Raw genomic sequence first — 26,200 nt, 5'->3', positions numbered from 1 at the left:
CTTCAAGGGGTGGCAGGCATCGGTGTGTACGCGGCGACGGTCTGGAATTGCGGCCCGGGCAGGGTTACCGCCACCACATGCGCACCGGCAAGGCCCTGGCGCCGACCTGGGCCGAACCCCAGCGCCGGCGTAAGTCCGGTGTCCAGGTCATGCAGGCCCTCCAGCGCGCGCACCAACTGCTCCCGGCTGGCGTCTCGCCCGACCTGCCTGAGGGCCTCGGTCATCAGCAGCAGCGCGCAGCGGGTGCTGACCTGCAACGACGTCTGGCGACCATCGAGCCCTTGGCGCTGACGCAGGCCGTCGAGCGAGGCCCGCCCTTGTTCGGTCCAGTCCTGGGGGGTGAAGGGATAGGCCAGGAACAACCGCTGCGACCAGTACGCCGGCAAACTCGCCAGGGCACCTGCGACCTGGCTAGAGGCCGCGAACAGGTAGGGCTCGCGCCCTGCGGCCTGCTGCACCCTCGCCAACTCGCCGAACGCCTGGGCGCGGCCAAGAAAGACAATGCCCTCGCCTTCCACCACCTGGCCTTCGAAGGCCTGCACCGGCACCTGCGTCCAGCCGGCGGCGAGCAGCCGTTGGCGCAGCGCCTCGGCAAGCGCCGCCTGGTCACTGCCGGCATAGACCACCTGCAGTCCGTCAGGCCTCAGCCCCAGGCGCTCGCGGGCAAAGCCGGCCAGGCTCAGCAGTTGCTCGGGCAGGCCCGGCAAAGGGTCGAAGATCTGCGCACTGGCGCCACTGCCAGGGGCACTGCCGACCAGAGGCACACCGCGTTGTTCGAGTGCGCTGGCCAGGCGCTGATCGATCATCGGCGCCAACGGTGCGATGAGGGCGAAGACCTGGGCATCATCGAGCAAACGGTTCAGAGCCTGTGCAGCGCTGGAGGGGGTCTGGCCTGGGTCGAGCACCACCAACTCCAGGCGCCGGCCATGCAACCCGCCTTGCTGGTTGAGTTGCGCCAGGCCGTCCTCCAGCACCGCGCGCACCACCCTGCCCGCCTCGGCCAGTGGCCCGCTGGCCGGCAGCAAGGTGCCCAGGCGCAGCACGTGTTCTTCCACGCCCGGGTCGCGTTCCTGGCCCAGGCGCTTGAGGTAAGCGGTGAGGTTGCGCTGGTCGGCCAGGGTCAGTTCGAAACGTGGCATGGCGGGGTCCAGCCGGTTGCCTGCCGGATCGACGCCGTGTCCGATGGCGCGGGCCAGGCTGGCCTCGGCATAGGCCGGGTAGCGCCGGCCATTGGCCTCACGCTCGCCCTGCCCCAGGGCCAGGCGTTGCCAATCCAGGCTCGGCGGGCGCACGCCACCTTCGGCGCGGCCACGGCCATCGTTGCCATGGCAACTGGCGCACGGCAGCACACTGGCCGGCACGCTCATGTCACTGGCACCCACCCGGGCCATCAACTGCGCGTCGCTGCTCGACACTCCCTCGCGGTACAGGCGCTTGCCGGCCTGCTCCTGCGCGGTCAGGTCCAGCGCCTGCACCGCGTGGCACGCGCACAGCCCCAGCCACAACGCCAGCCACCTCCCTGTGAGGGTGGCCCCAGGATTGAGAAGGCGCATGGCACTCACCGTCCCGCCAGGGGCTGGGCCAGCAGTTGCATGCGCTGGGCAATGGCAACGGGCGGGGCGTCGGGGCGGATCTTGCTCCAGCGTTTACCGGCCACGTCTCCGGCGATCAGCTGGGTGGAATGCTGCTCGGGGCTGGGCAGGAACTGCCCGAGACGGCCCAGCACCAGGTCGACATTGGCCTTGTCCCCGGTCAAGAACAGCCAGTTCGGCTCATCCACGCCCTGCTTCTGGGCAAAGGCCTTGAGCGCCTCGGGGGTGTCGTTGAGCGGGTCGCTGCTGAGGGACACGAAGGTGACCTGCCCGGCCAGCTCAGGACCCATGGCGTCGCGCACCTCGCGCAGCTTGCGGGTGATCAGCGGGCAGGCGTCATTGCAGTGGGTGAAGATGACGTTGAGCATCACCACCTTGTCCTTGAGCACATCGCTGTAGAAGCGCAGCTCGCGACCGTTCTGGTCCTTGAGCACGGTGTCGGTGAACCAGGTCTGCGCACCGGCATGCCGTTCTGGTCGAGCAACGACACATCGGCAAACTGCACGCTGGCCTTTTCCTGACGGGCTGCCGGCGGTTGCCCGGCGTGTCCGCTATGGTCATGCCCGGCGTGGGCCAGGACGTGCTCGCCACCGAGCAGCAGGCTCAGGGCAAGCAGGTTGCAAGCGAGCTTGGCGTTCATCTGACACTCCTGGGTTCCCCTTGGGAAGCGGTAGGTGCGGCGGCCGGCAGGACGCGCAGGCTGGTGTAGTTCTCTTCGGCGAACTTGCGGCCCAGGGTCGGCGACTGCACATGCAGGTACCAGGCGCCCGCCTCGGCCAGGTGCAGCGCCCCCTGGTACACCCCGTCCCCCATCTCCTGCAGCGGCAGGTTGCGCGGCATCGAAGACGGCGCCAGGAAGTAGCGCAGGCTCAGGTCGCGCAGCCCCAGGCGGGGCTCGCCGTCGTCACCTAGGATGCGCACGCGGGCGATGTAGGGGCTGTTCTGCAGCGCTGGTTGCTCGTCACCGAGGAACTCGGCATGCACCCCCTTGCGCTTGGCCGCGTCCGGCGCTGCCGAGATCTGGGTGCTGAAGCAGTGGATGATCTGCGGCTGGTTGAGCAGGAACGCCACGTCGAAGGTGCCTGCCGCTGGCAGTTTCACCGTCGAGCCGTACACCCCCGGGGCGATTTCGCGCAGGCTGCGGTCGACCACGATCGCCGCGCGGGCCTGGTGCCCACGGTTGTTGTAGCCTGACATCGGGGCGTTCATGCCTTCGGCGTAGAAGTACGTGGTGTTGTCCACCGGGTTGACCACGAACACCGAATTGTCATCGCGGGCCACCGTAAGCCCCTGGGCCAACGGCAGGTCCCCGGCCTGGCGGGGCGCGGCGGGACCGGCCTCGAAGCCCTGGACGATCGGCTCACGCCCCGCCCCCAGGCTGGCCAGGTTGATCATGCTGACCTTTGGCGAGGCCAGGCCGCGCACGTAGGCATAGCCCTTGGTGAAGGTCAGTTGGTACGGCTCGGCCGCGACCGGGATGCGGTGGATCAGTCGATCGTTGCTGGCATCGATCACCAGGGCCTGGTTTTCCAGGGTGTTGAGCACGATGCCGTAGCGCCCGTCTTCGCTGAACCGCATCGGCCCCAGGCCCTGCTCGGCCTTGACCGTGTTGCGCACCTGGTGGCTGCGGGCATCGATCACCCGCACCGTGCCTTCCTTGCCATCGGCCACGTACACCGCCTGGGACAGCGCCGAATAGGCCACCGACAGCGGATGCGGGCCCATCTGCAGGGTCTTGGCCAGGCGCATGTCGGCGATGTCGATGATGCTCAGGGTGCCCGCGTCGCGGTTGCTGATGAAGGCGTAGCGTGAATCACTGGTGAAGGCGATCTCGTGGTGCCCGGAGCCGGTGACGAAGGTCTTGAGTGTGGTACGGCTGGGCACATCGATCACCGTCACCCCACCTTTGGCCGGATCGTCGCTGTTGTTGCCGACCCACAGCCGACGCTGGTCTGGCTGCAGGGCCACCCGCAGCGGCTGCTCGCCCGCCTCCAGGTTGGCCACGCGGGTGAAGGTCTCGGTGTCGATCACCGCCACCTGGTTGCGCTCGGGCATGGAGACGAACACTTGCCGGTCATCGCCGGTGGCCACCCAGTCCATTGGCCGGCCCGGCAGGTCGATGCGCGCCAGCGTGCTGGTGACCCCGCCGACTGAGACGGTGGGGTCGATTACCGTCAGGCTGGCGTCCTTGTTCAGTACCAGCAGGAAGTAGCTGTTGAGGTCCAGCAAGGGGCGCGCGCCGATGCTGCTCTTGAGAAACAGCGCCACCCGCGCCTTGCAGCTGCTCTCGCGATCGCCGGGCGGTGCCGACTGGGCCGGATCCAGCCAGGCGCCGGGCGCCATCCCCGAGAGCGGCTGGCCGCTGGTCTGGTCGCGGACCTTGAAGCGGATGTTGGCGAAGGTGCCCTCGCGCAGCTCTGCACCATCGAGGGACCGAGCCTCGAACTCCACGGTCACCCCGTCCCGGCTGAGCCGGTGCAGGCCCAGGGGGTCGGCCTGCTCCTGCAGCAGTTCGCGCGGGTCGCACCAGAGCTTGTCGTAGGCCAGGCCCAGGCCAATCAGCGTCACTCCCAGCATGACCCCCAGGTAGGCGGGGCGAGTCTTCTTGTTCATGCGCGCTCCCTCTTCTCTTATTGTGCCGGGGCGGTGGCCGGCGGGGTTTCATTGGTGACCCGCAGAATCCCCCACAGCCCCGAAAGGTTGCCGTAGGCCCCGTAGTCGCGGAACAGGTAGTCGCCCGGCACACCGTTGGCGCCGCCTGCGCTGGGCAGCATGAAGCTGAAGTGCGCGGCTGGCAGCACGCTCTCCTGGGCGCCGATGTACATCGCCATCGGGTTGTAGCCGAAGCGCACCGAGCCGATGCCAGGCAGCCCCATGGGGTAGCCATCGACGTCGCTCTTCTCCGCCTGGTAGGCGTGTAATGGCCACAGGTGCCCGTCGAGCTGGTAGATCATGCCGCGGCTGCCACCGCTGGGCATGAGGATGTGGTTGCGCAGCGGCTGGCCGGGCTTGGCCCAGAGCACCGGGGTCTGCGGGTCGCCACCGACCAGCGCGTTGGCGTAGGCCATGTGGGCGTTGGGCACGTCCGCAAAGCCCAGGCCGGCGGCATGGCCGAATGGCGAATCAGGCGCCATGCCAAAGCGCAGCCACAGCGGCTCGGTCTTGTAGTTGACGGCCATGTTGCCGTTGTCCTGCGGATCGCCTGCAGCGCCGTTGCCCTCGGTGTTGATGCCCTCCACCGGCCGACCATCGGCCCAGCGCATGTTCAAGGCGCGCTGCCAGACAGTGACGAAGTCACGGTAATCCGGCTGGCCGGTGACCTTGACGGTGGCCTGGGCACGGCTGGCGGTGTCCTCGGTCCAGGTCGCGCCCTGGGGCAGGATGCTCATGGCACCGACCAGGCCCTTCTGCGGCTGCTTGATGACATCCGCCGGGGTCAGGTTGAGGCCGCCGAACTCGATGGCGGTGGTGTTGATGTTGTCCACCGTGCGGCCCAGTTGCAGCACCGGCTTGCCTTCGCGCTCCAGGTGCCCGGCATAGAACTGGTACACCTTGCTTGGATAGGCGCCACTGGTGCCCGCCCGGGGCGGTACGGTCTGCACCGGGTTCAGGCCCACGTTGGCACCGTCGGACTTGGTGATGTCGTAGGCCAGCAGTTGGGCGTGCAGCCCCACATGGCTCGAAGGCCGCATCTGGTTGTTGTTGAACACGGTGGCGCCTTCGCTGGCATTGCGGTCGCGCTTGACCACGCCATGCATCACCGCGGTGCTGGCAAGGTCAGGCATGACCATCGGCAGGCGGTTTTCCAGGGTGATGCTGATGCAGTCGCCGGAGTTGGCCCGCAGCACCAATGGCTCCACCGGGACGCCGGCCTTGAGCTTGCCGGTGCTCGGATCCAGGTCGGCCTTGCGCACGTACAGGATCGCGGTCGGGTCATGCAGTGGTGCGGCATGGCCGCCGATGGTGAAGGTCTCGCCATCTTCCGGATCCACCCCGGACACCAGCGGGATGCTGGTCCGGCGGCTGTTGAACACCAAGGTGCCGCCGTTGGCCTTGAGCGGGCCGCCGACATGCTGGCCGAGACCGGCCGGGTCGGCGATGCTGACCCCGTTGCGGTTCTCCAGGATGTCGTTGGCCAGGGCTGCGACCACTTCATAGTTGCGTTTGACCGTCGGCCGGCTGCCGATGCCATTGACGTTGGCCGTGGTTTTCGGGCAGATGCCGTCGAACGCCACGGTGTTGCGCATGGCCACCGGTTGCGGGTTGTTCGGCAGCGGGAACAGGTCCGCACGCTGGGCCGTGTAGTTGCGCATGATGCCCCAGATACCATTCCAGTAGCCCTCCAGCGCCGCATCGAGGGAGTACAGGTAGTCACCGTTGGTGGCCGCGGAGCTGGAGATCATCGACACCGGGGCCATGAAGCCCAGTTGCTCGGAAATCCCGATCATCTGCGACGACTTCCAGCCCGAGTTGGAGCTGTTGCCGAAGCCGGAGCCGTTCTGCAGCCACTTCACGCCGTGCAGGGTGATGTTGTGCTCCTCTTCGTGGCCACCGGCGTGCATGCGCAGCCGCACGTTGTCGCCCGAGTAGGTGCGCAGCATCGGGGTGAACGGGTCACCCGGCTCGGAACCCTGGTTGATGTGCGGCGGGAACAGCGTGGTGCCGCCGGTCGGGCCGACCGCCGAGGTGATCGCCGAGGGCGCCTGGTTCATCGCCGGGATGGCGCGGTCGGTGCGGCTTTGCATGGCATAGGCCAGGTCGCCGGCCATGCCGTCGGCCTGCATGCCGCGCTTGCCATCCGGGCCGACCTTGTTCGGGTCGAACACGCGCAGGGCCAGCGGTTCGTTGCGGTAATTGACGACGAACATGCCAGGGTCATCCACCGAGATCGCCTGTGGGCATGGACGGCTTGGGCAGCCTGGGGCCAGCCCGCCGCGCGACTCGACGATTGCTTCGAGCAGGTTGGCGGCCTTCTGCCGCACAGGCGGGTTGATCGCGTAGCGGAAGCTGTCGGCCGTGGCCGGGTAGGCCTGGCCGTCAGGCTTGCCGTCCGGGCCTGCGCCCACGTACACGCCCGCCTCATAGGCATGCTGGAAGTCGCTGTACTCCAGGAAGAACTCACGGTAGCTGTCGTTCTTGCCATCGCCGTCGTGATCGCCGGTCTGGATCACCGCCTGCCACGACGTCGGCCCGCCATCCTGGCGTGTGGCCGGGTTGTACAGTTTTTCGCCGGTTTCAGCGTGGTACCAGGTCGAGCCCGCCGGCTCGGCCAGTACCGTCGCGTACAGGCCCAGTTGCTGGTGGGTCGATGGGCCAAGGTGGTCGTGAGTGAAGATGGTGCCCAAGCCCCGGTCGACGTTGTGCACGTTGACTAACGGGTCTGCGAACCAGCGCTGCATGGCGGTACGCGCGCCCAGCCAGTCGGCCCGACCGAAGCGCCCGAAGTACGGGTGCTGCTTGGCTTTCGGGCAGGCGTCGGAGCCATCGCGCGGGTCACCCTCGGTGCAGCCGTTGAAGCTGCGAATGGCCTGGATACGCTCGACCACACTGCCGGGCGAAAGGATGCCGTCTTCGTAGTTCCAGCCGTTGGCCGAGCCGTCGGCGGCGGTCAGGTCCCACTTGGGCAGGTGGATGTGCTGGCCGATCACGTCGGTCGGGGTGCGCACCTGGTAGTCGTCCATTTCATAGAACGACGGGATCAGGTTGGTGTGCTGGTACATGGTGCAGTCGAAGGTGTTCATGCGCATCACCAGCGGCTCCGGTGGGCGCTGCTTGGTGATCACCGGCCAGGCGTCCTCCCACAGGGCGATGATGCGCGCCTGCGGGAAGTGGTAGCCGACCTTGTTGTACACCGCATCGAACTGGATGTTGGCGCCCTTGTAGATGCGCGGGCGGTCGGCGGTGAAAGTCGAACCGCCCCGGAAGTTCATGCCGCCCAGGCTTTCGCCGCTGGCGAACTCGCCCACGCCCGAAGACTGGGTCAGGCGCTTGCCGCGATCGTCCATGCACGGCTCGTAGTACGGCGCACCGGCCGTGGGCAAGGCACCATTGGTGCGGAAGTTGCGCGGCACCGGCGAGCTGTTGAGCATCAGGGCATAGCTGGGATGCTCGGCCTTGGCATGGAACTGCATGGCGGCCTGCTCGACATCGGTGCCTTCTTCCGGCAGGTAGATCGGCTTGGCCCTATGCACCGACTTGGAGAAGTCCAGCTTGGTCGTGGTGATCTCAGCTTCGCCACCAGCGGAGACGCCATCCAGCGCATGACGCCCCAGGCCACCGTTCCAGCCGTCGACCTGGTTGGGGTCGAGGTTGGCCCATAGGGCCTTGCCGCTGTCCTTGAGCTGACGGGCCAGGGCCGGGTCGAGCATGTCCAGCGGCGGGGTCGGCGGACGTTGGCCGACACTGCTCTCGATGCCACCGATCCAGAACGGGTAGCCGGGGTTCTTCAGGGTGCCATCGGCGTTGCGGTTGCTCTCGCTGCGATCGACCAGGGCCAGGGAGCCCACGGCGCGAGGCGCTGTGGTTTCCTGCGGATGATCATCATCGCCGTCTTCGTGTTCGTCATCGTCCTGCTCGGCCACCAGGGTCTCGGCCAGTTTCGGCACCACGGTGACCTTGCCGGGCATCGGTGCCATGGCCTTGCCAGGCAGCGGCACGATTGCCGGAATCGGCGTGCCGGCGATGATCTCGCCGTCCGGCAGTGCCCGCGCGCCCACCGCCGGCTTGCCGCTGCGCAGGCCGAAGGGGGCTGTGTGGAAGCCGTTCTCGCCTTCGCCGCTCACCGCCAGGCGGGTGCCCTCCTCGAACACGTCGTGCACCCGCCACATGGCCCACATGCCCTGGGCGAAGTGCGGGTAGAAGTGGCAGTGATAGATGGCATCGCCCGCCACCCGGTTACGGTTGCCGGAACCCCCGTTGGCGATTTCGTAGGTATAGCCGCCACCTGCACCGATGCCTTGGGCATCGATGTAGTCGGAGTTGTCGTCATTGGGGTTGAACAGCCATTGGTGGCCGTGCAGGTGGAAGATGTGCTGCTCGTGGCCATTGTGGGTGTTGCGGAACTTGGTGAAGTCCCCGATGTAGCTGTGGTGCACGTTGGCCGGCTCCGAGGGGTACAGGGCCATGGTGGCCTTGACCCCGACCGCATTGGCCGGCGGCGTCTCGCCGGGGCGGATGTGCTCAAGGCCAACGTTGGCCGGGACGTCCACCAGGGTGCCGACGTCGCCCACGGTGTGCGCACTGAGGAAGAACTCTTCATAGGCGCAGGACAAGCAGTCATGCATCGGCCCCACGCCCAGACGGTTGGCCACCACTTCGGCACCCATGCCGCCCGAGCCGTAGTTGATCATGAACGAATCGCGGGTCGGCTCCAGCACATGCCCCATCACCGGATCGGCCCAGTAACCGGGGAAGGCCTGGGTGCCGGCCACTTCATCGGCGAACTGCGAGGCGAAGTCGCGGAAGGCCTCCAGGCGGTTGGGCAGTGCCGGGTTGCGCTTGCCGATGGACTCCAGCGGGTAGGTCGACGGCGGGAAGCTGCCGTCCTGGTTGGGGCCCATGACGATGGCGTCGGTTTCGCTGCTGAGGATTTCATTGCCATCGACCATGGCGATGATCGGCTTGCCCGCCTTGCCTTCGGCGATCCACGGTTCGACCTGCGGGTAGCGGGCGTTGTAGTCGATCACCGGCTGGCCGGTGGCGGTACGGCCGGTGGTGGCCAGGCGCATTTCCTCTTCGGTCAGGGTATTGCGGTAGGTCCGCCCATTCTTGGGGACGACCACCACCTGGCCGAACAGCCCATTGGAGACGTTGCCCGCCGTGCCTTCACCGCCAAAGGTCGCGCCCTTGCTGGTGGCCGCGAAGGCGCCTTCGCGCTCGGCGTAGAGGGTGTAGCTGCGGGTATTGCCCGGGGCCACCAGGAAATTGCCGTTGCGGCCCGTGTTGGCGGCGATGTCGCTGATGCCGTTGACCGCCTGCATGCCGTTCACCTGGAACCCCACGAAGCGGTCAGTGACCTGCTCGTCGGCGACGAAACCTTCGTTCTGGGCTTCGACTTCCAGTTCCGGCCCTTCCTCGCCCTCGACTTCATTCTCCTCGGGGTCGAAGCCATGCTTGTTGGGGTTGGCCTGGTAGGCCAGCAGGTTGGTGAGGTTGACCGTCAGGCAGTCACCGGCGGCGACCCGCAGCACGATCGGCCGTGGGCGCTTGTCCGGGCGCAAGGTGACCTTGCCGGGGACAGCCGCCCCGCCATTGCTCAGGGGCACCAGGTGCTCGTCCACCACGTCCTGGCGCAAGGCGAAGATCATGCCATTGGCATTCTGTGCCCCCAGGCGGTTGAACATCAGCGGCTGATCCAGTGCCACTACGTTGGCGACCAGCGTGCGCTGGCACTGCACCGCGGCCTCGCTCACCGCTCCCCATCCCAACAGGGTCAGGGTCAGTGAGGTCAGGACGGAACCTTTCAACGGGGTCATCATGCTGCACCTCCGGGGAACACAGACGTTCTGCGCAAAGCCGGAGCAAGTGGCATGCCATAAATTTTCTATTGATTTTTCAAGGCATTAGATTGGCATTCGAAACAGATTGGGGAGGATTCCCCAGCGGATTCCCCGATTCGGGGGTAATGCGTCGAGATCGCATTGGCGTTGTTCGAGATCGCTGTGGACGTGGCGGTTCGCCAGCGCGTTCTATTCCCTGACTGCAGCGGCGCTCGAACCGACGCTTTCGCGGGTAAACCCGCTACCACAGGGGCGGCGCTGACCGGGTGGGAGCGGGTTTACCCGCGAATGGGGCCGCGCAGGTGAACACGCTAGCCCTTCATCCTCGGCATCTCGATGTGGTGCTCATGCACCCGCCGGTACAGGGTCGCTCGGGAGATGCCCAGCGCCTTGGCCGCGTCCGCCGGTTTCCAGCGATGCCGGATCAACGCGTCGAGCAGCAACTGGCGCGCCGGGTCACAGGTCATCGCCTCGGCAGCGGCAGCGACCGCACCCTCTGCGCGCACCGCCTCGGGCAGGTCCTCCCGCCTCACCTGCCCGCCGTCGCACACCGCGCAGGCATAGCGCAGTACCTGGCGCAGCTGACGCAGATTGCCCGGCCAGCGATAGGTCAGCAGCACTTCGAGCGCCGCGTCCGTCAGCCTCACATCGACGCCACAGGCCTCGGCCTCCTCGGCCAGCAGTTGGTGGATCAACCCCAAGCGATCGTGGCGCTCGCGCAGCGGTGGCAACTCGAAGCGGGCATTGGCCAGGCGAAAATACAGGTCCTCGCGAAAACGCCCTTCAGCCACCATCGCCGCCAGGTCCCGGTGGGTGGCGCAGATCACTTGCATGTCCACCCGCTGGCGGCGCGCCGCGCCCAGCGGCGCCACCTCGCCCTCGGCCAGCACGCGCAACAGGCGGGTCTGCAGGTTCAATGGCATGTCACCGATCTCATCGAGGAACAGCGTGCCGCCATCAGCCTGCTGCAACAGGCCCTGCATGCCCTTGCTCGAAGCGCCGGTGAAGGCTCCGGCCACATAACCGAACACTTCGCTCTCGATGAGGTTTTCCGGGATCGCCGCGCAGTTGAGGGTGACGAATGGAGCGTCGCGGCGCAGGCTTTGCTGATGTACCTGGCGGGCGAAGACTTCTTTGCCCACACCCGTCTCGCCCTGCACCAACACCGCCAGGTTGCAGTCCTTCACCCGCGTGGCCAGACGCAGGTGCTGCTCGATGCGCGCATCCTGGGCCTGCTGGGGCGCCGCTGGTCGGGGCCGGCGCTGGGGCGCGCTGACACGGCCATAGAGCCCGCCCCAGCCCGGCAGGCGCTGGGCGCTCGCGTCGCTGGCATGGCGCAGTTGGTCGAGGTTGAACAGCTCGCCAATGTGCATCGGCAGCCGCCCAAACCCCTCCAGCAGGCGCTGGCGGGCCAGGCTGTTGATCGCCTGCAGGCGACCGTCGGCATCCCAGGCCAGCAGGTAATCCGGTTGGCTCTCCACATAGCCAGGGGTGCCATGGGCGCGCATCACCCAGTGACCTTGGGCGCTGTGCATGAAGAACGCGTTCTCGATCTCGCGTGCGGTCTGCTCGACCAACTGACGGATCAGGTGTTGGCTGCGACGGTCGTCCGGTGATTGCAAGGCAGACACGTCCACCACGCCGAGCAACTCCCCCTGGGGATCGAACACCGGCGCAGCCGTGCAGGTCAGGCCAATGAAGGCGGCGCGAAAGTGGTCGCGCTTGTGCACCGTGATCGGCGCCTTGCTGGTCAGCACCGCGGCCACCCCGCAGGTGCCCTCTTCGCCTTCGGACCAGCACGTGCCCAGGTACAGCCCGGCCTTGCGGCAGTCGTTGCGGATGGCCGACTCGACCCGATAGTCGATGGTGCGCCCCTGGGCATCGGTGAGCAACACGCAGTAGTCAGCACCACGCACCTGGGCGTGCAACCTGGCCACGGCGTCGCTGGCGATGCTCAGGAACAGCTCGGCGCGCTCGCGGCACTCGTTGAGCACCGCCTGGGACAGGATGCGCGGCCCCTGCAAGGAACCGGGGTCCAGGCGGTACAGGTCCATGGAGCGGCGCCAGGAGTCGAGGATCAGCGTCGGTACCGGGGCCTGGGGCAGGCGCTCGGCGTTTTTCAGCACCCGGCTGACGCAATCGACATGGGCTCGGGAGTTCGCGGCAAGCATTGGGCCTCCGGTCTCGTGTTCTTGTCGTTGTGCGGCCATTAAGCGCCTCAAGGCACTGCCCGACAAGCACTGCGTGATCATCGGCCGGCCTGAGACGCTGCGTCTCAGCGTCTCGCCTGCGCCCCAGCCTGGCTGGCACCCGGCGTCTCGCCCGCCAGTGCGCAGACAGCGCCCCCAGGCAGGCAGAAACGCTCTGCCACGGGCGTTGGCGGTGAACCCGGAAAACCTGGCACCGCGCTTGCTCTAGCCCTGACAAACAAGAAACCGAGGTGCGCCATGACGCAACCTGCCCCGACCATCGGCATCATTGCCAACCCGGCCTCCGGTCGCGACCTGCGCCGCCTGACCGCCAACGCCGGGTTGTACTCGAGCACCGACAAGGCCTCGACCATCCAGCGCCTGCTTGCCGCCTTCGGCGCCACCGGCATCGCCAAGGTGCTACTGCCGACCGACATGACCGGCATCGCCGCCGCCGTGCTCAAGGCCAGTGTCGGGCCGGTCGCCCGCAGCCAACACTGGCCCGCGCTGCACCTGCTCGACCTGCCGCTCACCCAGACCGTGGCCGATACGCGCCTGGCCACCCAGCGCATGGTCGAGTACGGCGTGACGATGATCGCCGTGCTCGGTGGCGATGGCACCCACAAGGCAGTGGCCGCGGAGGCCGGTGATGTGCCGCTGCTGACCTTGTCCACCGGCACCAACAATGCCTTCCCCGAGCTGCGCGAGGCCACCAGCGCCGGGCTGGCCGGTGGCTTGCAGGCCAGTGGCAGGGTCCCGGCCGGCATCGGCCTGCGTCGCAACAAGCGCCTGCTGGTGCGCGTGCCCGAGCAGGGCCTGTGCGAATGGGCATTGGTGGAAGTCGCGGTATCGCCCCAGCGCTTCATCGGCGCCCGCGCCCTGAGCCGTAGCGAAGACCTGGCCGAGGTGTTCGCCTGTTTCGCCGAACCCCACGCCATCGGCCTTTCCGCGCTGTGCGGGCTGTGGTGCCCGGTATCGCGCCAGGATCGGCATGGCGCCTGGGTGCACCTGTACGCCGACAGCCAGCAGGCCCTACTCGCCCCTGTGGCTCCCGGCCTGCTGCAGGCTTGCAGCATCAGCGCCTCCGGCCCGCTGGAACCCGGCGTCGCCTACCCCTTGAGCCTCGCCAGCGGCACCCTGGCCCTGGACGGCGAGCGCGAGATCGAATTCGCCCCCCACGACACCCCCACCGTGACCCTCGACGCCAACGGCCCCCTCACGGTCGATGTCGAGGCCGTGCTGGCCTATGCCGCCCGCCATCACTTGCTGGCGATCCCTCGCGATCACCGGCACTTCGCTGCAAACCCGTGTTGAGACAACCCTGGAGAACAACAAGATGTCCACTCACCTCAGTTCCGAACAATTGCTGCATGCCTATGAAGTGATGCGCACCATCCGCGCCTTCGAAGAACGTCTGCACGTGGAATTCGCCACCGGCGAAATCCCAGGCTTCGTCCACCTCTACGCTGGCGAGGAGGCCTCCGCCGCCGGGGTCATGGCCCATCTGCGCGACAGCGACTGCATCGCCTCGACCCACCGTGGCCATGGCCACTGCATCGCCAAGGGCGTGGACGTATACGGGATGATGGCCGAGATCTACGGCAAGAAGACCGGCGTCTGTGGCGGCAAGGGCGGCTCGATGCACATCGCCGACCTGGAGAAAGGCATGCTCGGGGCCAATGGCATCGTCGGTGCCGGTGCTCCCCTGGTGGCCGGCGCTGCCCTGGCGGCCAAGATCAAGGGCCGCGATGACGTGTCGGTGGCCTTCTTCGGCGATGGCGCCTCCAACGAAGGCGCGGTGTTCGAGGCGATGAACCTGGCCTCGATCATGAACTTGCCGTGCATCTTCGTCGCCGAGAACAACGGCTACGCCGAGGCCACTGCCTCGACCTGGTCGGTGGCCTGCGATCACATCGCCGACCGCGCCGCAGGCTTCGGCATGCCTGGGGTGACCATCGACGGCTTTGACTTCTTCGCCGTGCACGAGGCTGCGGGCGCCGCCATCGAACGCGCCCGCGCAGGGCAAGGCCCGTCGCTGATCGAGGTCAAGCTCAGCCGCTACTACGGCCACTTCGAGGGCGATGCCCAGACCTACCGCGCCCCGGACGAGGTGAAGAACCTGCGCGAGCAGCGCGATTGCCTGCTGCAGTTTCGCAACAAGACCACCCGCTCCGGCCTGCTGAGTAACGACCAGCTCGATGCCATCGATGCCCGCGTGGCGGACCTGATCGAAGACGCCGTGCGCCGCGCCAAGTCCGATCCCAAGCCGCAGCCCGCCGACCTGCTCACCGACGTCTACGTCGCCTACCCGTGAGCTGCGGTTTACAAGAACAACAGGAGAACCACCATGGCAAGAAAGATCAGCTACCAGCAGGCCATCAACGAAGCCCTGGCCCAGGAAATGCGCCGCGACAATACCGTGTTCATCATCGGCGAAGACGTCGCTGGCGGCGCGGGTGCGCCCGGTGAAGACGATGCCTGGGGCGGTGTGCTCGGCGTCACCAAGGGCCTCTATCACCAGTTCCCTGGCCGCGTGCTGGACGCACCATTGTCGGAAATCGGTTACGTGGGCGCCGCGGTTGGCGCCGCGACCCAGGGTCTGCGCCCGGTGTGCGAACTGATGTTCGTCGACTTCGCCGGTTGCTGCCTGGACCAGATCCTCAACCAGGCGGCGAAGTTTCGCTACATGTTTGGCGGCAAGGCGGTCACCCCGCTGGTGATGCGCACCATGTACGGCGCTGGACTGCGCGCCGCCGCTCAACATTCGCAGATGCTCACTTCGCTGTGGACGCACATCCCGGGCCTGAAGGTGGTCTGCCCCGCCTCGCCTTACGACGCCAAGGGCTTGTTGATCCAGGCGATCCGCGACAACGATCCGGTGATCTTCTGCGAGCACAAATTGCTCTATGGCATGCAGGGTGAGGTGCCCGAGGAGGTCTACAGCATCCCGTTCGGCGAAGCCAATTTCCTGCGTGACGGCGACGACGTGACCCTGGTGACCTATGGCCGCATGGTCCACGTGGCCATGGAGGCTGCCGCCAACCTCGCGCGCCAGGGCATCGACTGCGAAGTGCTGGACCTGCGCACCACCAGCCCGCTGGATGAAGACAGCATCCTTGAAAGCGTCGAGCAGACCGGACGCCTGGTGGTGATCGACGAAGCCAACCCGCGCTGCTCCATGGCCACCGACATCAGTGCGCTGGTCGCGCAGAAGGCCTTCGGTGCCCTCAAGGGCCCGATCGAGATGGTGACCGCGCCGCACACGCCGGTGCCGTTCTCCGACGCGCTCGAAGACTTGTACATACCTGACGCGGCGAAGATCGAAACCGCCGTGCGCAAGGTGATCGAGGCCACGAGGAGCGCCGCATGAGCCAGATCCATACCCTGACCATGCCCAAATGGGGCCTGTCGATGACCGAAGGCCGGGTCGATACCTGGCTCAAGCAGGAAGGCGACGTCATCAACCAAGGCGATGAAGTGCTGGACGTGGAGACCGACAAGATCAGCAGCAGCGTCGAGGCGCCATTCAGCGGCGTGCTGCGCCGGGTGGTGGCGCAGCCCGATGAAACCCTACCGGTGGGTGCCCTGCTCGCGGTGGTGGTCGAAGGTGACGCCGACGAGGCGCAGATCGACGCCGTGGTGCAGCGCTTTCAGGCCGAATTCGTCGCCGAAGGTGGGTGTGAACAGGCCCAGGGGCCGGCGCCGCAGAAGGCCGAAGTGGGCGGTCGCCTGCTGCGCTGGTTCGAGCTGGGCGAAGGCGGCACGCCGCTGGTGCTGGTGCATGGCTTTGGTGGCGACCTCAACAACTGGCTGTTCAATCACCCGGCCTTGGCCAGCGAACGCCGCGTCATCGCCCTGGACCTGCCTGGCCACGGCGAGTCGGCCAAGGCCCTGCAACGGGGCGACCTGGATGAGCTGAGCGAAGCGGTGTTGGCGTTGCTTGACCATTTGGACATCCCCCGCGCCCATTTCGTCGGCCACTCCATGGGCGGCGCGGTGAGCCTGAACCTGACCCGCCTGGCCCCGCAACGGGTGGCGAGCCTGGGGCTGATCGCCAGCGCAGGTCTGGGCGAGGCGATCAATGGCGGCTACCTGCGCGCCTTCGTCGAAGCCGGCAGCCGCAACGCCCTGAAGCCTGCGATGAGCCAGTTGTTCGCCGACCCCGGCCTGGTGACCCGACAGATGCTTGAGGACATGCTCAAGTTCAAGCGCCTGGAAGGGGTCGACAGCGCCTTGCGCCAACTGGTCTCGACCATTGCCGACGGTGATCGGCAACGGCACGACCTGCGCGGCGTCCTGGGCCAGCATCCGGTGCTGGTGATCTGGGGCAGCGAGGACGCGATCATTCCAGCCAGCCATGCCCAAGGGCTGGAGGCCGAGGCAGTGGTGATCGCGGGCATGGGACACATGGTGCAGATGGAGGCGGCCGAGCAGGTCAACCAGCAGTTGCTGGCGTTTCTGCGTCAAGATTGACCACAGGGGCCGCTTCGCGGCCCTTTCAACATGCGGGCGAGATGACGTTGGGAGCGGCGGTTCCGAGCTCCAGCTTGCCCGCGAATATGAAGGTGGATTCACCGGCGCATTCGCGGGCACGCCGGCATCGCAAGCACGCCGCCGCCCTTGTGGGAGCGGGTTTACCCGCGAATGCGATAGTGGACTCGCCCATATGGGGAGTGGTGAACGGGTCCAGAGCGTCTTTACTTGCAGGTAACTGCCCGCAGAACGGACGCACGCCTATGAAGATCGTGATCACCAGCATCCTGGTCGATGACCAGGCCAAGGCCCTTGCCTTCTACCACTATGTACTGGGTTTCGAGCCCAAGCATGACATTCCCATGGGCCAGCACCGCTGGCTGACCCTCACCTCGCCCAATGACCCCAACGGTGTGGAGCTGCTGCTCGAACCCGATGCCCATCCCGCCGCCAAGACCTACAAGACCGCCCTCAAGCAGGATGGCATCCCCGCGACGTCCTTCGGGGTACGCGATATCCAGGCCGAATACACCCGCCTGTGCGCAGCCGGCGTGCGCTTCACCCAACCACCGACCGCCATGGGCCCGGTGACCGTGGCCGTGTTCGACGACACCTGCGGCAACCTGATCCAGATCGCCCAACGTCACTGAGACGCGCCGGCCTCCAGGCGCAAGGTCGCCCGCAGCCCGTGTGGCGCGACGTTGCACAGCTGCACGCTGCCACCCAGGCGCTCGGCGATCATGCTGACGATCGACAATCCCAGCCCCGCACCGTTGCTCGAATCCTTGGTGTAGAAACGCTCGAACACCCGTTCGAGGTCTGCTTCGTCGATACCGGGCCCTTCATCCTCCACGCAGAGCAATACCTGTTCTCCCACCCGCGCCAGCGATACGCGGATCCGCCCGCCAGGCGGTGAATGATTCACGGCGTTGGTCACCAGGTTCTGCAGGGCAATGGCCAGGGCGCCGGCGTCGGTCGCCAGGTGATAGTCGCCGGGGGCGATATCCAGCGAAGGTTCCTGGCCCTGTTCGAGTATCCAGGGCGCCAGCTGGGCGAGGTGCTCGGTCACCAAGGCTTCCAGGTCGACCCGCTCCCGGGTGCGCTGCGCCAGGCGCGGTTCCAGGCGGGCCAGGGTCAGCAGCTGGTTGACCACCCGGCCAAGGCGGTCCACGCCTGCGATCAGAAAGCCCAGCGCCTTTTGCCGCTCCTCTTCGGTGGTGGCGCCCTGGGCGTTCTGCGCATGCAGACGCAGGATCGCCAAGGGCGTGCGCATTTCATGGGCCGCGTCGGCGATGAAGCGGTGCTCGCGGCGCAGCAACTGCTCGATCTGTGCCAGCAAGCGGTTGATGGCTGCCTGCATCGGTTCGAGCTCCCCGGGCAACGGGACCAGTTGCAGCGGTGCCAGAGATTCGGCGTGCCGCGCGCGAATGACCTGGGCCATGTTCTGCAGCGGCATCAGGCCGCGACCAATGGCCAGCCAGACCAACAGCGCCAGGGCCAGGCTGCCCAACAGAAACGGCAGGAGGGTATGGCGCACGATACGCCCGACCAGGTCGTCGCGCACATCGCTGCGCTCGCCCACCCAGATCACCCAGTGCTGCTCGGGAACCGGCAGGACAAAACTGCGCCACTTGCGCCCATCGACCACCAGATCGGAAAACCCCGGCGTGCTCGGGCGTGTGACGAATGTCGGCGCGCTCGGGGTATTGACCATCACCACGCCGTCATCGCTCCACACCTGGAACGCCAGCTTGCTCTCATACGGATGCCCGACCCGATGTCGCCCCGCCTTGCCCAAGGCCGTGTCGAAGGCCTGATAAAGGTCTTCACGTCGCTGCCCGTGCAGCGGCAGGCTCAGGACCCCTTGCAACAAGCGAGCATTTTGCGCCAGGTGAGCGTCATAGACCTCCGCGATCTCGTGTCGGCTGTCATGGTAGTTGTACAAGGCCAGCAAGGCGCTGCCGAGCACCAGCACCAGCATGACCCGCCACAGGGTGCGTCGGCGCAGCGAACTCATGGCTTGCCTTCCACCAGGTAGCCGATGCCACGCACGGTGCGGATCAGCCCGTTGAACAGTTTTTTGCGCAGGTGATAGATGTGCACTTCCAGTGTGTTGCTCTCCGGTTCTTCACCCCAGCCATACAGCAGCTGGGTCAGGCGTTCGCGGGTGAACACCTTGCCCGGCTGGGCCAGCAGTTCGTGCAGCAGCCGGTACTCATTGGGCGTGAGCACCACCGCCTGGCCGTTGTAGCTGACTTGCTGGGTGGCCGGGTCCAGCTCTACGCCGGCATGCTCGATCACCACCCGGGCTCGGCCGGCGCTGCGGCGCAGCAAGGCGCGCAGGCGGGCCTTGAGCTCGTTGAGATCGAACGGCTTGATCAGGTAGTCGTCGGCTCCGGCGTCCAGCCCTGCGATCCGATCCTCGGTGGCGTCACGCGCTGTGAGGATCAGCACCGGCACCGCATTACCATCGACGCGCACGCGCCGCAGCAGTTCGACGCCATCCAGGCGGGGCAACCCCAAATCCAGCACCACCAGGTCAAAAGACTCATGGCGAAGGGCATGCAGCGCATTGATGCCGTCCTGCAACCAGTCCAGGGTATAGCCCTCCTGACGCAGACCGTCGCAGATCCCCTCCCCCAGTGCCCTGTCATCCTCTACCAGCAGCAGCCGCATACTCAGTCCTGTTTGTCCTGGATACTTTTGAGTAAAGCATCGATTTCCTGGCGTCGGCCTTTGTCAGCCAGTTCCCGACCTGGCCGCGCAGGTGCCTGCAATGCCTTGTGCAAGGCCTCGCGCGCTTGGGCATAGTGCCCTTCGCGCACCAGATGATCGGCCCAGAAGTAATTGCTGTCGATACCCTCAGGGTTGAGCGCCAGCGCCTTGCGCAGCATGGCCTCGGCCTTGTCGCTATCGCCAAAGCCGATGGGCCAGCCGGGAACCTGGTCGTACAAAGCCCCCAGACTGGTATAGGCCGAACCCTGCAGGGCAACGGGGTCCATGGCGATCGCCTTCTCCAGGCTGGCGCGGGCCGCCTTGACCTTGCCCAGCGCCCCCAGCCCACCGGTGGCCCCGGCCCAACTGCTGTTGACGATGCCGTCCCAGATCAGCGCTTCGGGCGAGCTTGGGTACTGACGCACGAACGCACCGCTGTCGGCGGCCAGTTTTTCCAGCGCATCGGCGCGTTGGGCCTTGGGCAACGTGTACTGGATCTGGGCCCAGCGCTGCTGGACATCCGTCAGGCGCTGGGTCCCGGCCGAATCCAAGGCCCAGGTGAACGGGGCAGCGACCAACAGGCCGAGGAGGATCAGGTATCTCATTTGTTCGACTCCTTGCTGTTGGCATCGCTGTAGCGGCGGATCAGCGGCAATTGCTTGCGCAGGGCCCGATCGACCAAACCCGGCAACATCCCGTTCAAGCGCACGAAGAGTTTTTCCGGCCAGCCCAGGTACAGCTCGCTGCGCTCGGCCTGTACGGCATCGAGCACGGCTTTGGCGACATCGCCTGGGTCATCCATCCCGACCTTCAGGGCTTGGTTCAAGGCGGTGGCGGCGCTGCTGTTCATGCTGGTGTGGGTCGCCCGGGGCGCGGCATACAACACGTTCACCGACGTGTCGGCAAGCTCCCGGCGCAGGGCTTCGGAGAATCCGCGCAAGGCGAACTTGCTGGCGCTGTAGGTGGCATAGCCGGGATAGCCGATCGAGCCGTAGATGGAGCCGACGTTCACCACCAATGCCCGGGGCTGCTCGCGCAGCAGCGGCAGCAGGCCACAGGTCAGTTGCAGGGTGGCCTTGATGTTGAGGTCGATCAGGTCATCCAGCGCCGCTTCGTCGAGCTGCTCGAACAGCGCGAAACGATTGACCCCCGCAGCGTTGATCAACAGGTTGGCCCCGCCCATCGCCTTCGCGGCGGCGATCACCTCCTGACGACCGGCATGGCTACGCAAGTCGGCCGACTGCCAGCGCAATTGCTGGGGGTAGCGGTTCATCAGGGCAGCCAGCGGCCCCATGTGCCGGCTGACCGCCAGCACCCGTGCGCCGGCGGCGCACAGCTGGGTCGCCAATTCCAAACCGATGCCACCGCTGGCCCCGGTCAATACCGCCGTGCATTCAGGCAGACGCATGGCGCACCCCTTGCCCGCCCGCACGTGGCAAGCCTTGGAACATCTCGGTGTACAGGCGGTACACCACCTGGGCGGCATGGATCACCGCCTCTTGGTCTTCAGGTTGGTCCAGCCTGTCCATCAGCCCGCGGTAGGTGGCCATGTGGTCCTGGTCCAGGGCGCCGTGGGAGCTCAGGTAGCTAAAGGCGTTGTCTGGCAAGGCCAGGCTGCTCTGGATGGTCCCGGCGGCCTGGGTGGCCAAGGCGATGCTGGTGCCTTCGAGCACGTTGACCATGCCGAACAACCCCACCGGGTTGCCCCGGGCGATGGTGTCGTAGAGGAACGCCACCATCAGCTCGATCGGCAGCGCCGGGCGGCTGTCACGCACCCGGTCAGGGTCGCCACCGCAGGCCTCGATGTCATTGAGAATCCAGCGTTCGTGGCCGTACTCTTCATCGATGTACTCGCACACCGCACCGCGTAGCCATTCAAGGCGCGCGGGCAGTCGTGCACCGCAGGCCATCATCAGCGGCACGGTATGGCGCACGTGATGGTAGGCCTGGGTCAAGAAGGCCACATAGCCCTCCAGGCTGACGGCACCGGCGAGTGCCTCGCGAATGACCGGCACGCCGAACAGGGCGTCGCGTTGCGGGGTGGTGCGTGCTTGCAAGGTTTCGAAGAAAGACATGACAGACCTCATGGGACATCGATAGCGGATAAAAGGCCGTGGTAACGCTGCAGGATCTCGTCCCGGCGCGGTCGGCCATTGGCGGTCAGGGTTGCGTTGGCAGCGCTCAAGGGTTCGGGCAAGCGTTTCCAGGTGTGGACACGGGCGTAATCCGGCAGGCCCGCGTTGCACTGCGCCACCGCCTGCTCGATCAGCGCGTCGTCGCTGCTCGGATCAAGCGGCCAGAGCAGCGCCAGGTTGTGCGCCAAACCCTCGCCGTGCACGAAGGCCTGGAGAATCACGCCGCCTTGGGTCAGCTCGGCCTCGACCCACTCGGGGTTGACGTTGCGCCCGAAACTGGTGATGAACTGGTTTTTCTTGCGTCCTGCCAGGTACAGGAAACCATCGTCGTCGAAATGGCCGATATCCCCCGTTGGCCACCATTGCCCGGTGAAAGGCGGCTCGCCCAGGTACCCCAGCAGGGTCGAGCCGGCCACCAATACTTCGCCGTCCTCGGCAATGCGCACCTGTACGTGGGGCAAGGGTCGCCCGACACTGCCGGGGCGTCGGGCGCCGGGTCGGTTGAGGCACACCACCGAGGCGCATTCGGACAATCCATAGCCTTCGAAGACCGGTAAGCCGACTGCTTCGGCCCGGGCCAACAGGCTCTGCGCCACGCGCGCTCCGCCCACGGCCACGAAGCGCAAAGGCCCGACCCGGGTCAGGCCGCGCTCGATGGCACTCACCAGGCCCAGCAGCAGTTGCGGCACCAGGATCAGGCTTTCGGTGCCGCTCAAGGCGATGCTGCCCAGCAAACGCTTCCAGTCGACCTGCCCTGCGCCCTGCATGCCCAGTTGCGCCTGCGGGTAGATCATCACGCAGGCGCCAGCCAGCAAGGCAGCGTAAATGCCGAGGTTCTCCAACAGCACGCCCAGGGGCAGCACTGCCAGGTACTTCCCCGGTGCTGTCGGGCGGCTGGCCGCTTCCAGCTCGCGGGCTACACGCAGCAGCGCATCGCTTCCCAGGCACACGCCCTTGGGGGCGCCGGTGCTGCCGGAGGTGTAGGTGATCTTGGCGGTGCCCGCCGGCAAGGCATGGGCCGCGCCCACCTGGCGAGACCAGAAGCCCTCGGCTTCGCTGAAGCCCGCCGCCTGCAGCGCCGGCGCAAACCCCGGCTCGGCCAGGACCAGGGTCACACCGCTGTCGTCCAGGCAATGACGGACCTGCGCCGGACTGAAGAACGGCGGCACGATCACGCAGGGCCGCTCGGCCAACAGCGCCGCCAAGTCCCAAAACAGCGCCTGGGGCCCGTTGTCCAAGGCCAGGGCGAAGGTACCGGGCGCCTGGGTGCGCAACCACGCGGCGCGCTGCTCGACCTCGCTCAACAGCTGGCCATAATCGAAACGGCCCATTGCGCCCTGCACCGCGATTTGCGCGCCGCGATCGCGGGCGTGCTGTTGCAGTATTTCGGCGAACGCCTGCACCTCATGCCGCATGGCCAGCCTCCTGTAACGTGGGGGGCAACCCCAGGCGCTGGAACACACCGGCCTGGGTCAGCGCCGCATGGCCCAGGCCGATGTTGCCGGCGAACACGTGCGGATGCTGGCTGTAGTAGCTGCCCCAATGCTCTCGCTCGCCATTGAGCCGGGTGGGATCGGCGTCGGCCAGCAAGGTGGGCACCAGGCCCAGGCGGTGAAAGCTGTTGACCAACGTCGCAGCTCCGGTGAAGGCGACCCAGTCCAGCCCTCGGGCGGCCAGCAACCAGGTCACGGCGATGATCATGATGCGCGCGCTGCCAGCGCTGAGTGCTGCCAGGTTGCCCACTTCCACCACCTGCTCCCGGCTCACCGGGCCACCGGCCAGGCGCGAGGCCGCGCGTTCCACCGGCTCGTCCAGATAGCGCTCCAGAAACAACGCGCCCTCTGCGGCCAGGCGCACACCAGCGGCGGCGATCAGACGCCCGTGGCTGTCGGTCAGGCTCAAGAGTTCCGGCAGGTAGTGGTGGACATCGGCATGGTGGACCGAGGCGAAACGCTGGTGGATGAAGTGTTCAACTTCGCTACGGCCAGGCTCGTTGGCAAGGCTCAAGGTCAGATGCGCCATGCCGCGGTCGGCGTGGGTGCCGATCGCCAGAGGAAACAAGGCGCGCCAATGTTCGTCGATCATGAGGCTCCCCCCAGGGGAAGATTCGATGGGGGGAGTATCGGCAGCGAACCTGAAGGCAGTCTGAAGACAGCCACGAGGACGTTGCGCTACAGTCAGCTGTCCCTCACAGCGCAGCCATAACAAGGAAAACCCAATGCGCTACGAATTCAGCGAAGTCCAGAACGACCTGATCGACTACTTCATCCTTGGCGATATCCAGTTGCTTCATCGCTTCAAGGAAGAGCACGCCCTGCCCGACGACCTGGCCCGGGCCTTCACCCATGGCGACAGCGGCGACCAGGCGGTGCTTGAGGGCGTCGTCCTGCCCCTGGCCGGCGTCGAGAACCTGCCCTACCGGATCATCTTCAGCCTGGGTGACGACACGCCTGCCCTGCTCGCCCCCGGCAGCCGCCTCAAGCACCGCCGACCGGGCTATGTGCTGCAGGTGGAGCATCGTTCATTGATGCTGTTCACCTGGCGCATCCTGCAGCACTTCACCCCCAAGACCCTGGGCGACCTGCTGGCACGCTACCAGCAGCCTGGGCGGCCGATCATCGAACTGGACAACGGCTGGTACCGGGTGGAGGTGCTGGCCGGCGCCGTGCTGCGCGACGGGCTGTACGAACCGGCCTTCGAGTTCGTGCTGAAACAGACCCACGCCCGAGGCGACAGCTCAGGCGTGGACATCGGCTATCGCTACGCCTTGCGCGGGTGTTTCGATTGAGGCGTGGATGATCTGCCTACGAAGGGGCGCACTGCGCCCCTTCGACTGCGTGCCCGTCAGGCGTGATGAATCTCCCGATCCTTGGTCTCCGGGAGGAAGAACGTGCCCAATACCGCCGTCATCACCGCAATGACGATCGGATACCACAGCCCGTAGTAGATATCCCCGGTCGCGGCCACCATGGCGAACGCCACGGTCGGCAGGAATCCGCCGAACCAGCCATTGCCGATGTGGTACGGCAATGACATCGAGGTGTAGCGGATCCGCGCCGGGAACAGCTCCACCAGCCAGGCCGCGATCGGGCCATAGACCATGGTCACGTAGATCACCAGAAGGGTCAGCAGCAACAGCACCATCGGGTAATGGGTCTTGGCCGGGTCGGCTTTTTCAGGGTAGCCCGCCTCCTTGAGCGCGCTGCCCAAGGTGGTTGTGAAACTCTCGCTCTGGGCCTTGAAGTCCGTCGCGGCCAACGCACCGCCCTCGAAGCTTGGAATCACCCGCTCGCCGATGCGGATCTGCGCCACGCTGCCAGGCTCGGCGCGCTCGTTCTGGTAAGGGATGGCGCGCTTGGCCAGCAAGCTCTTGGCGATGTCGCAGGAGCTGGTGAATTTGGCCTTGCCCACCGGGTCGAACTGGAACGCGCACTGGTCCGGGTCAGCGATCACCACCACTGGGTTCTGCTCCTGGGCGACGAACACGTCCGGGTTGCCGTACTCGGTCAAGGCCTTGAAGATCGGGAAGTAGGTCAACGCGGCGATGATGCAGCCGGCCATGACGATCTTCTTGCGGCCGATGCGGTCGGACAGGCTGCCGAACAGGATGAAGAACGGTGTGCCGATCAACAGCGAGCCTGCGATCAGCAGGTTGGCGGTCTGCGGGTCGATCTTGAGCGTCTGCAACAAGAAGAACAGCGCGTAGAACTGCCCGGTGTACCACACCACCGCTTGGCCGGCGGTGCCGCCGAGCAGCGACATGATCACCACCTTGAGGTTGTCCCAGCGGGCGAAGGACTCGGTCAGCGGCGCTTTTGAGGCCTTGCCTTCGGCTTTCATCTTCATGAACACCGGCGACTCGTTGAGCTGCATACGGATGTACACCGAGATCGCCAGCAGCAGGATCGACAGCACGAACGGGATGCGCCAGCCCCACGCCTCGAAGGCCTCAGAACCCAGCAGTGTGCGGCAAGCCAGAATCACCAGCAGCGAGAGAAACAGCCCCAGGGTCGCGGTGGTCTGGATCCATGAGGTGAAGAACCCACGCTTGCCCTTGGGCGCATGCTCGGCCACATAAGTGGCCGCACCGCCATATTCGCCACCCAGCGCCAGACCCTGCAGCAGGCGCAGGGTGATGAGGATGATCGGCGCCGCCACGCCGATGCTGGCATAGCCGGGCAGCACACCCACCACTGCAGTGGACAGGCCCATGATGACGATGGTGATCAGGAAGGTGTACTTGCGCCCGATCATGTCACCCAGGCGGCCGAACACGATGGCGCCGAACGGCCGCACGGCAAACCCGGCGGCAAAGGCCAGCAAGGCGAAGATGAAGGAAGTGGTCTCGTTGACGCCGGCGAAGAAGTGCTTGGCGATGATCGCTGCCAGGGAGCCGTAGAGGTAGAAGTCGTACCATTCGAACACGGTGCCGAGGGACGAGGCGAAGATGACCTTGCGCTCCTCCCGAGTGATGCCGCGCTGGGGCGCGCTACTGCCCGTGGATGTACTGTCGATGACCGCCATGGGTTGCCTCCGTCTCGAGGTTGCAGGCCGCAGGTGCCTCCCATGCAATTCACCCGTACACCCAGGCCCTAGGA

General features: G+C 66.4%; 18 protein-coding genes and 1 pseudogene. 6 read left to right on the top strand and 13 right to left on the bottom strand.

What is annotated here, in order from left to right:
* Positions 1 to 2: 2 nt before the first annotated feature.
* From IEC33019_RS07075 to IEC33019_RS07055, 5 genes and pseudogenes are all read right to left on the bottom strand, one after another.
* The gene (locus IEC33019_RS07075; RefSeq protein ID WP_081337387.1) at positions 3 to 1,553 is read right to left on the bottom strand and encodes an ABC transporter substrate-binding protein; all 1,551 of its coding nucleotides are present in this window, start codon (positions 1,551 to 1,553) and stop codon (positions 3 to 5) included.
* A gap of 5 nt (positions 1,554 to 1,558) precedes the next feature.
* Positions 1,559 to 2,232: pseudogene (locus IEC33019_RS07070) on the bottom strand (SCO family protein).
* Positions 2,229 to 4,205 carry a cytochrome D1 domain-containing protein gene (locus IEC33019_RS07065; RefSeq protein WP_070090962.1) on the bottom strand — a complete coding sequence of 659 codons (1,977 nt, stop codon included), beginning with the start codon at positions 4,203 to 4,205 and terminating at the stop codon, positions 2,229 to 2,231. Before IEC33019_RS07065 ends, IEC33019_RS07070 begins: the two are co-directional and overlap by 4 nt.
* 17 nt (positions 4,206 to 4,222) lie before the next feature.
* A complete protein-coding gene (gene mnxG / locus IEC33019_RS07060; protein WP_070090963.1) occupies positions 4,223 to 10,069 on the bottom strand; it encodes a manganese-oxidizing multicopper oxidase MnxG in 5,847 nt (1,948 codons plus the stop codon).
* Positions 10,070 to 10,401: 332 nt separating this feature from the next.
* Positions 10,402 to 12,261, bottom strand: a complete 1,860-nt coding sequence (locus IEC33019_RS07055; RefSeq protein ID WP_070090964.1) for a sigma-54-dependent Fis family transcriptional regulator — start codon at positions 12,259 to 12,261, stop codon at positions 10,402 to 10,404.
* A gap of 276 nt (positions 12,262 to 12,537) precedes the next feature.
* Between IEC33019_RS07055 and IEC33019_RS07050 the strand changes: the two genes are divergently transcribed.
* The 5 genes from IEC33019_RS07050 (at position 12,538) to IEC33019_RS07030 (ending at position 17,402) form a co-directional block, all read left to right on the top strand.
* On the top strand, positions 12,538 to 13,593 hold the full coding sequence (locus IEC33019_RS07050) for an ATP-NAD kinase family protein (protein ID WP_070090965.1): 1,056 nt from the start codon (positions 12,538 to 12,540) through the stop codon (positions 13,591 to 13,593).
* A gap of 22 nt (positions 13,594 to 13,615) precedes the next feature.
* Positions 13,616 to 14,593, top strand: a complete 978-nt coding sequence (locus tag IEC33019_RS07045; protein WP_070090966.1) for a thiamine pyrophosphate-dependent dehydrogenase E1 component subunit alpha — start codon at positions 13,616 to 13,618, stop codon at positions 14,591 to 14,593.
* A 33-nt stretch (positions 14,594 to 14,626) separates the two neighbouring features.
* Positions 14,627 to 15,649, top strand: coding sequence for an alpha-ketoacid dehydrogenase subunit beta (locus tag IEC33019_RS07040; protein WP_070090967.1), 1,023 nt, complete (start codon positions 14,627 to 14,629; stop codon positions 15,647 to 15,649).
* A complete protein-coding gene (locus tag IEC33019_RS07035) occupies positions 15,646 to 16,752 on the top strand; it encodes an acetoin dehydrogenase dihydrolipoyllysine-residue acetyltransferase subunit (protein WP_070090968.1) in 1,107 nt (368 codons plus the stop codon). The genes IEC33019_RS07040 and IEC33019_RS07035 overlap by 4 nt, the downstream gene beginning before the upstream one ends.
* A gap of 263 nt (positions 16,753 to 17,015) precedes the next feature.
* Positions 17,016 to 17,402, top strand: a complete 387-nt coding sequence (locus IEC33019_RS07030; protein WP_043215929.1) for a VOC family protein — start codon at positions 17,016 to 17,018, stop codon at positions 17,400 to 17,402.
* Here IEC33019_RS07030 and IEC33019_RS07025 read toward each other — a convergent pair.
* Genes IEC33019_RS07025 through IEC33019_RS06995 form a run of 7 tightly spaced genes read right to left on the bottom strand, consistent with a single transcriptional unit; the run spans position 17,396 to position 23,687 of the window.
* Positions 17,396 to 18,769: a sensor histidine kinase gene (locus tag IEC33019_RS07025; protein WP_070090969.1), complete on the bottom strand. Its 1,374-nt coding sequence runs from the start codon at positions 18,767 to 18,769 to the stop codon at positions 17,396 to 17,398. The two genes, IEC33019_RS07030 and IEC33019_RS07025, sit on opposite strands and share 7 nt — an antisense overlap.
* On the bottom strand, positions 18,766 to 19,428 hold the full coding sequence (locus IEC33019_RS07020; protein ID WP_070090970.1) for a response regulator: 663 nt from the start codon (positions 19,426 to 19,428) through the stop codon (positions 18,766 to 18,768). Before IEC33019_RS07020 ends, IEC33019_RS07025 begins: the two co-directional genes overlap by 4 nt.
* 2 nt (positions 19,429 to 19,430) lie before the next feature.
* The gene (locus IEC33019_RS07015) at positions 19,431 to 20,072 is read right to left on the bottom strand and encodes a tetratricopeptide repeat protein (RefSeq protein ID WP_070090971.1); all 642 of its coding nucleotides are present in this window, start codon (positions 20,070 to 20,072) and stop codon (positions 19,431 to 19,433) included.
* Entirely contained in the window at positions 20,069 to 20,875 is an 807-nt protein-coding gene (locus IEC33019_RS07010; RefSeq protein WP_070090972.1) for an SDR family oxidoreductase, read from the bottom strand. The genes IEC33019_RS07015 and IEC33019_RS07010 overlap by 4 nt, the downstream gene beginning before the upstream one ends.
* On the bottom strand, positions 20,862 to 21,542 hold the full coding sequence (locus IEC33019_RS07005) for a TenA family transcriptional regulator (protein WP_070090973.1): 681 nt from the start codon (positions 21,540 to 21,542) through the stop codon (positions 20,862 to 20,864). The genes IEC33019_RS07010 and IEC33019_RS07005 overlap by 14 nt, the downstream gene beginning before the upstream one ends.
* Positions 21,543 to 21,550: 8 nt before the next feature.
* Positions 21,551 to 23,017, bottom strand: coding sequence for an AMP-binding protein (locus tag IEC33019_RS07000; protein ID WP_070090974.1), 1,467 nt, complete (start codon positions 23,015 to 23,017; stop codon positions 21,551 to 21,553).
* On the bottom strand, positions 23,007 to 23,687 hold the full coding sequence (locus IEC33019_RS06995; RefSeq protein WP_070090975.1) for a thermostable hemolysin: 681 nt from the start codon (positions 23,685 to 23,687) through the stop codon (positions 23,007 to 23,009). The genes IEC33019_RS07000 and IEC33019_RS06995 overlap by 11 nt, the downstream gene beginning before the upstream one ends.
* A 133-nt stretch (positions 23,688 to 23,820) precedes the next feature.
* Here IEC33019_RS06995 and IEC33019_RS06990 point away from each other — a divergent pair, with 133 nt between their 5' ends.
* Positions 23,821 to 24,390, top strand: a complete 570-nt coding sequence (locus IEC33019_RS06990) for a hypothetical protein (protein WP_070090976.1) — start codon at positions 23,821 to 23,823, stop codon at positions 24,388 to 24,390.
* A 56-nt stretch (positions 24,391 to 24,446) separates the two neighbouring features.
* Here the strand turns inward: IEC33019_RS06990 and IEC33019_RS06985 are convergent, their stop codons facing one another.
* Positions 24,447 to 26,126 (bottom strand): MFS transporter, encoded by a 1,680-nt coding sequence (locus IEC33019_RS06985; RefSeq protein ID WP_070090977.1) that lies wholly within the window; start codon positions 26,124 to 26,126, stop codon positions 24,447 to 24,449.
* Between the last annotated feature and the right edge of the window lie 74 nt (positions 26,127 to 26,200).

Origin of the sequence: Pseudomonas putida, assembly GCF_002741075.1 — a bacterium.
Classification (GTDB): domain Bacteria; phylum Pseudomonadota; class Gammaproteobacteria; order Pseudomonadales; family Pseudomonadaceae; genus Aquipseudomonas; species Aquipseudomonas putida_T.
Note: the sequence above shows the minus strand (reverse complement) of the source record. Positions and strands in the feature narration are given on the sequence as shown.

Bases quoted from the DNA above. Each gene is read 5' to 3' on its own strand.
- IEC33019_RS07075 (WP_081337387.1), bottom strand. From the start codon at position 1,553: ATGCGCCTTCTCAATCCTGGGGCCACCCTCACAGGGAGGTGGCTGGCG.
- IEC33019_RS07065 (WP_070090962.1), bottom strand. From the start codon at position 4,205: ATGAACAAGAAGACTCGCCCCGCCTACCTGGGGGTCATGCTGGGAGTG.
- mnxG (WP_070090963.1), bottom strand. From the start codon at position 10,069: ATGATGACCCCGTTGAAAGGTTCCGTCCTGACCTCACTGACCCTGACC.
- IEC33019_RS07055 (WP_070090964.1), bottom strand. From the start codon at position 12,261: ATGCTTGCCGCGAACTCCCGAGCCCATGTCGATTGCGTCAGCCGGGTG.
- IEC33019_RS07050 (WP_070090965.1), top strand. From the start codon at position 12,538: ATGACGCAACCTGCCCCGACCATCGGCATCATTGCCAACCCGGCCTCC.
- IEC33019_RS07045 (WP_070090966.1), top strand. From the start codon at position 13,616: ATGTCCACTCACCTCAGTTCCGAACAATTGCTGCATGCCTATGAAGTG.
- IEC33019_RS07040 (WP_070090967.1), top strand. From the start codon at position 14,627: ATGGCAAGAAAGATCAGCTACCAGCAGGCCATCAACGAAGCCCTGGCC.
- IEC33019_RS07035 (WP_070090968.1), top strand. From the start codon at position 15,646: ATGAGCCAGATCCATACCCTGACCATGCCCAAATGGGGCCTGTCGATG.
- IEC33019_RS07030 (WP_043215929.1), top strand. From the start codon at position 17,016: ATGAAGATCGTGATCACCAGCATCCTGGTCGATGACCAGGCCAAGGCC.
- IEC33019_RS07025 (WP_070090969.1), bottom strand. From the start codon at position 18,769: ATGAGTTCGCTGCGCCGACGCACCCTGTGGCGGGTCATGCTGGTGCTG.
- IEC33019_RS07020 (WP_070090970.1), bottom strand. From the start codon at position 19,428: ATGCGGCTGCTGCTGGTAGAGGATGACAGGGCACTGGGGGAGGGGATC.
- IEC33019_RS07015 (WP_070090971.1), bottom strand. From the start codon at position 20,072: ATGAGATACCTGATCCTCCTCGGCCTGTTGGTCGCTGCCCCGTTCACC.
- IEC33019_RS07010 (WP_070090972.1), bottom strand. From the start codon at position 20,875: ATGCGTCTGCCTGAATGCACGGCGGTATTGACCGGGGCCAGCGGTGGC.
- IEC33019_RS07005 (WP_070090973.1), bottom strand. From the start codon at position 21,542: ATGTCTTTCTTCGAAACCTTGCAAGCACGCACCACCCCGCAACGCGAC.
- IEC33019_RS07000 (WP_070090974.1), bottom strand. From the start codon at position 23,017: ATGCGGCATGAGGTGCAGGCGTTCGCCGAAATACTGCAACAGCACGCC.
- IEC33019_RS06995 (WP_070090975.1), bottom strand. From the start codon at position 23,687: ATGATCGACGAACATTGGCGCGCCTTGTTTCCTCTGGCGATCGGCACC.
- IEC33019_RS06990 (WP_070090976.1), top strand. From the start codon at position 23,821: ATGCGCTACGAATTCAGCGAAGTCCAGAACGACCTGATCGACTACTTC.
- IEC33019_RS06985 (WP_070090977.1), bottom strand. From the start codon at position 26,126: ATGGCGGTCATCGACAGTACATCCACGGGCAGTAGCGCGCCCCAGCGC.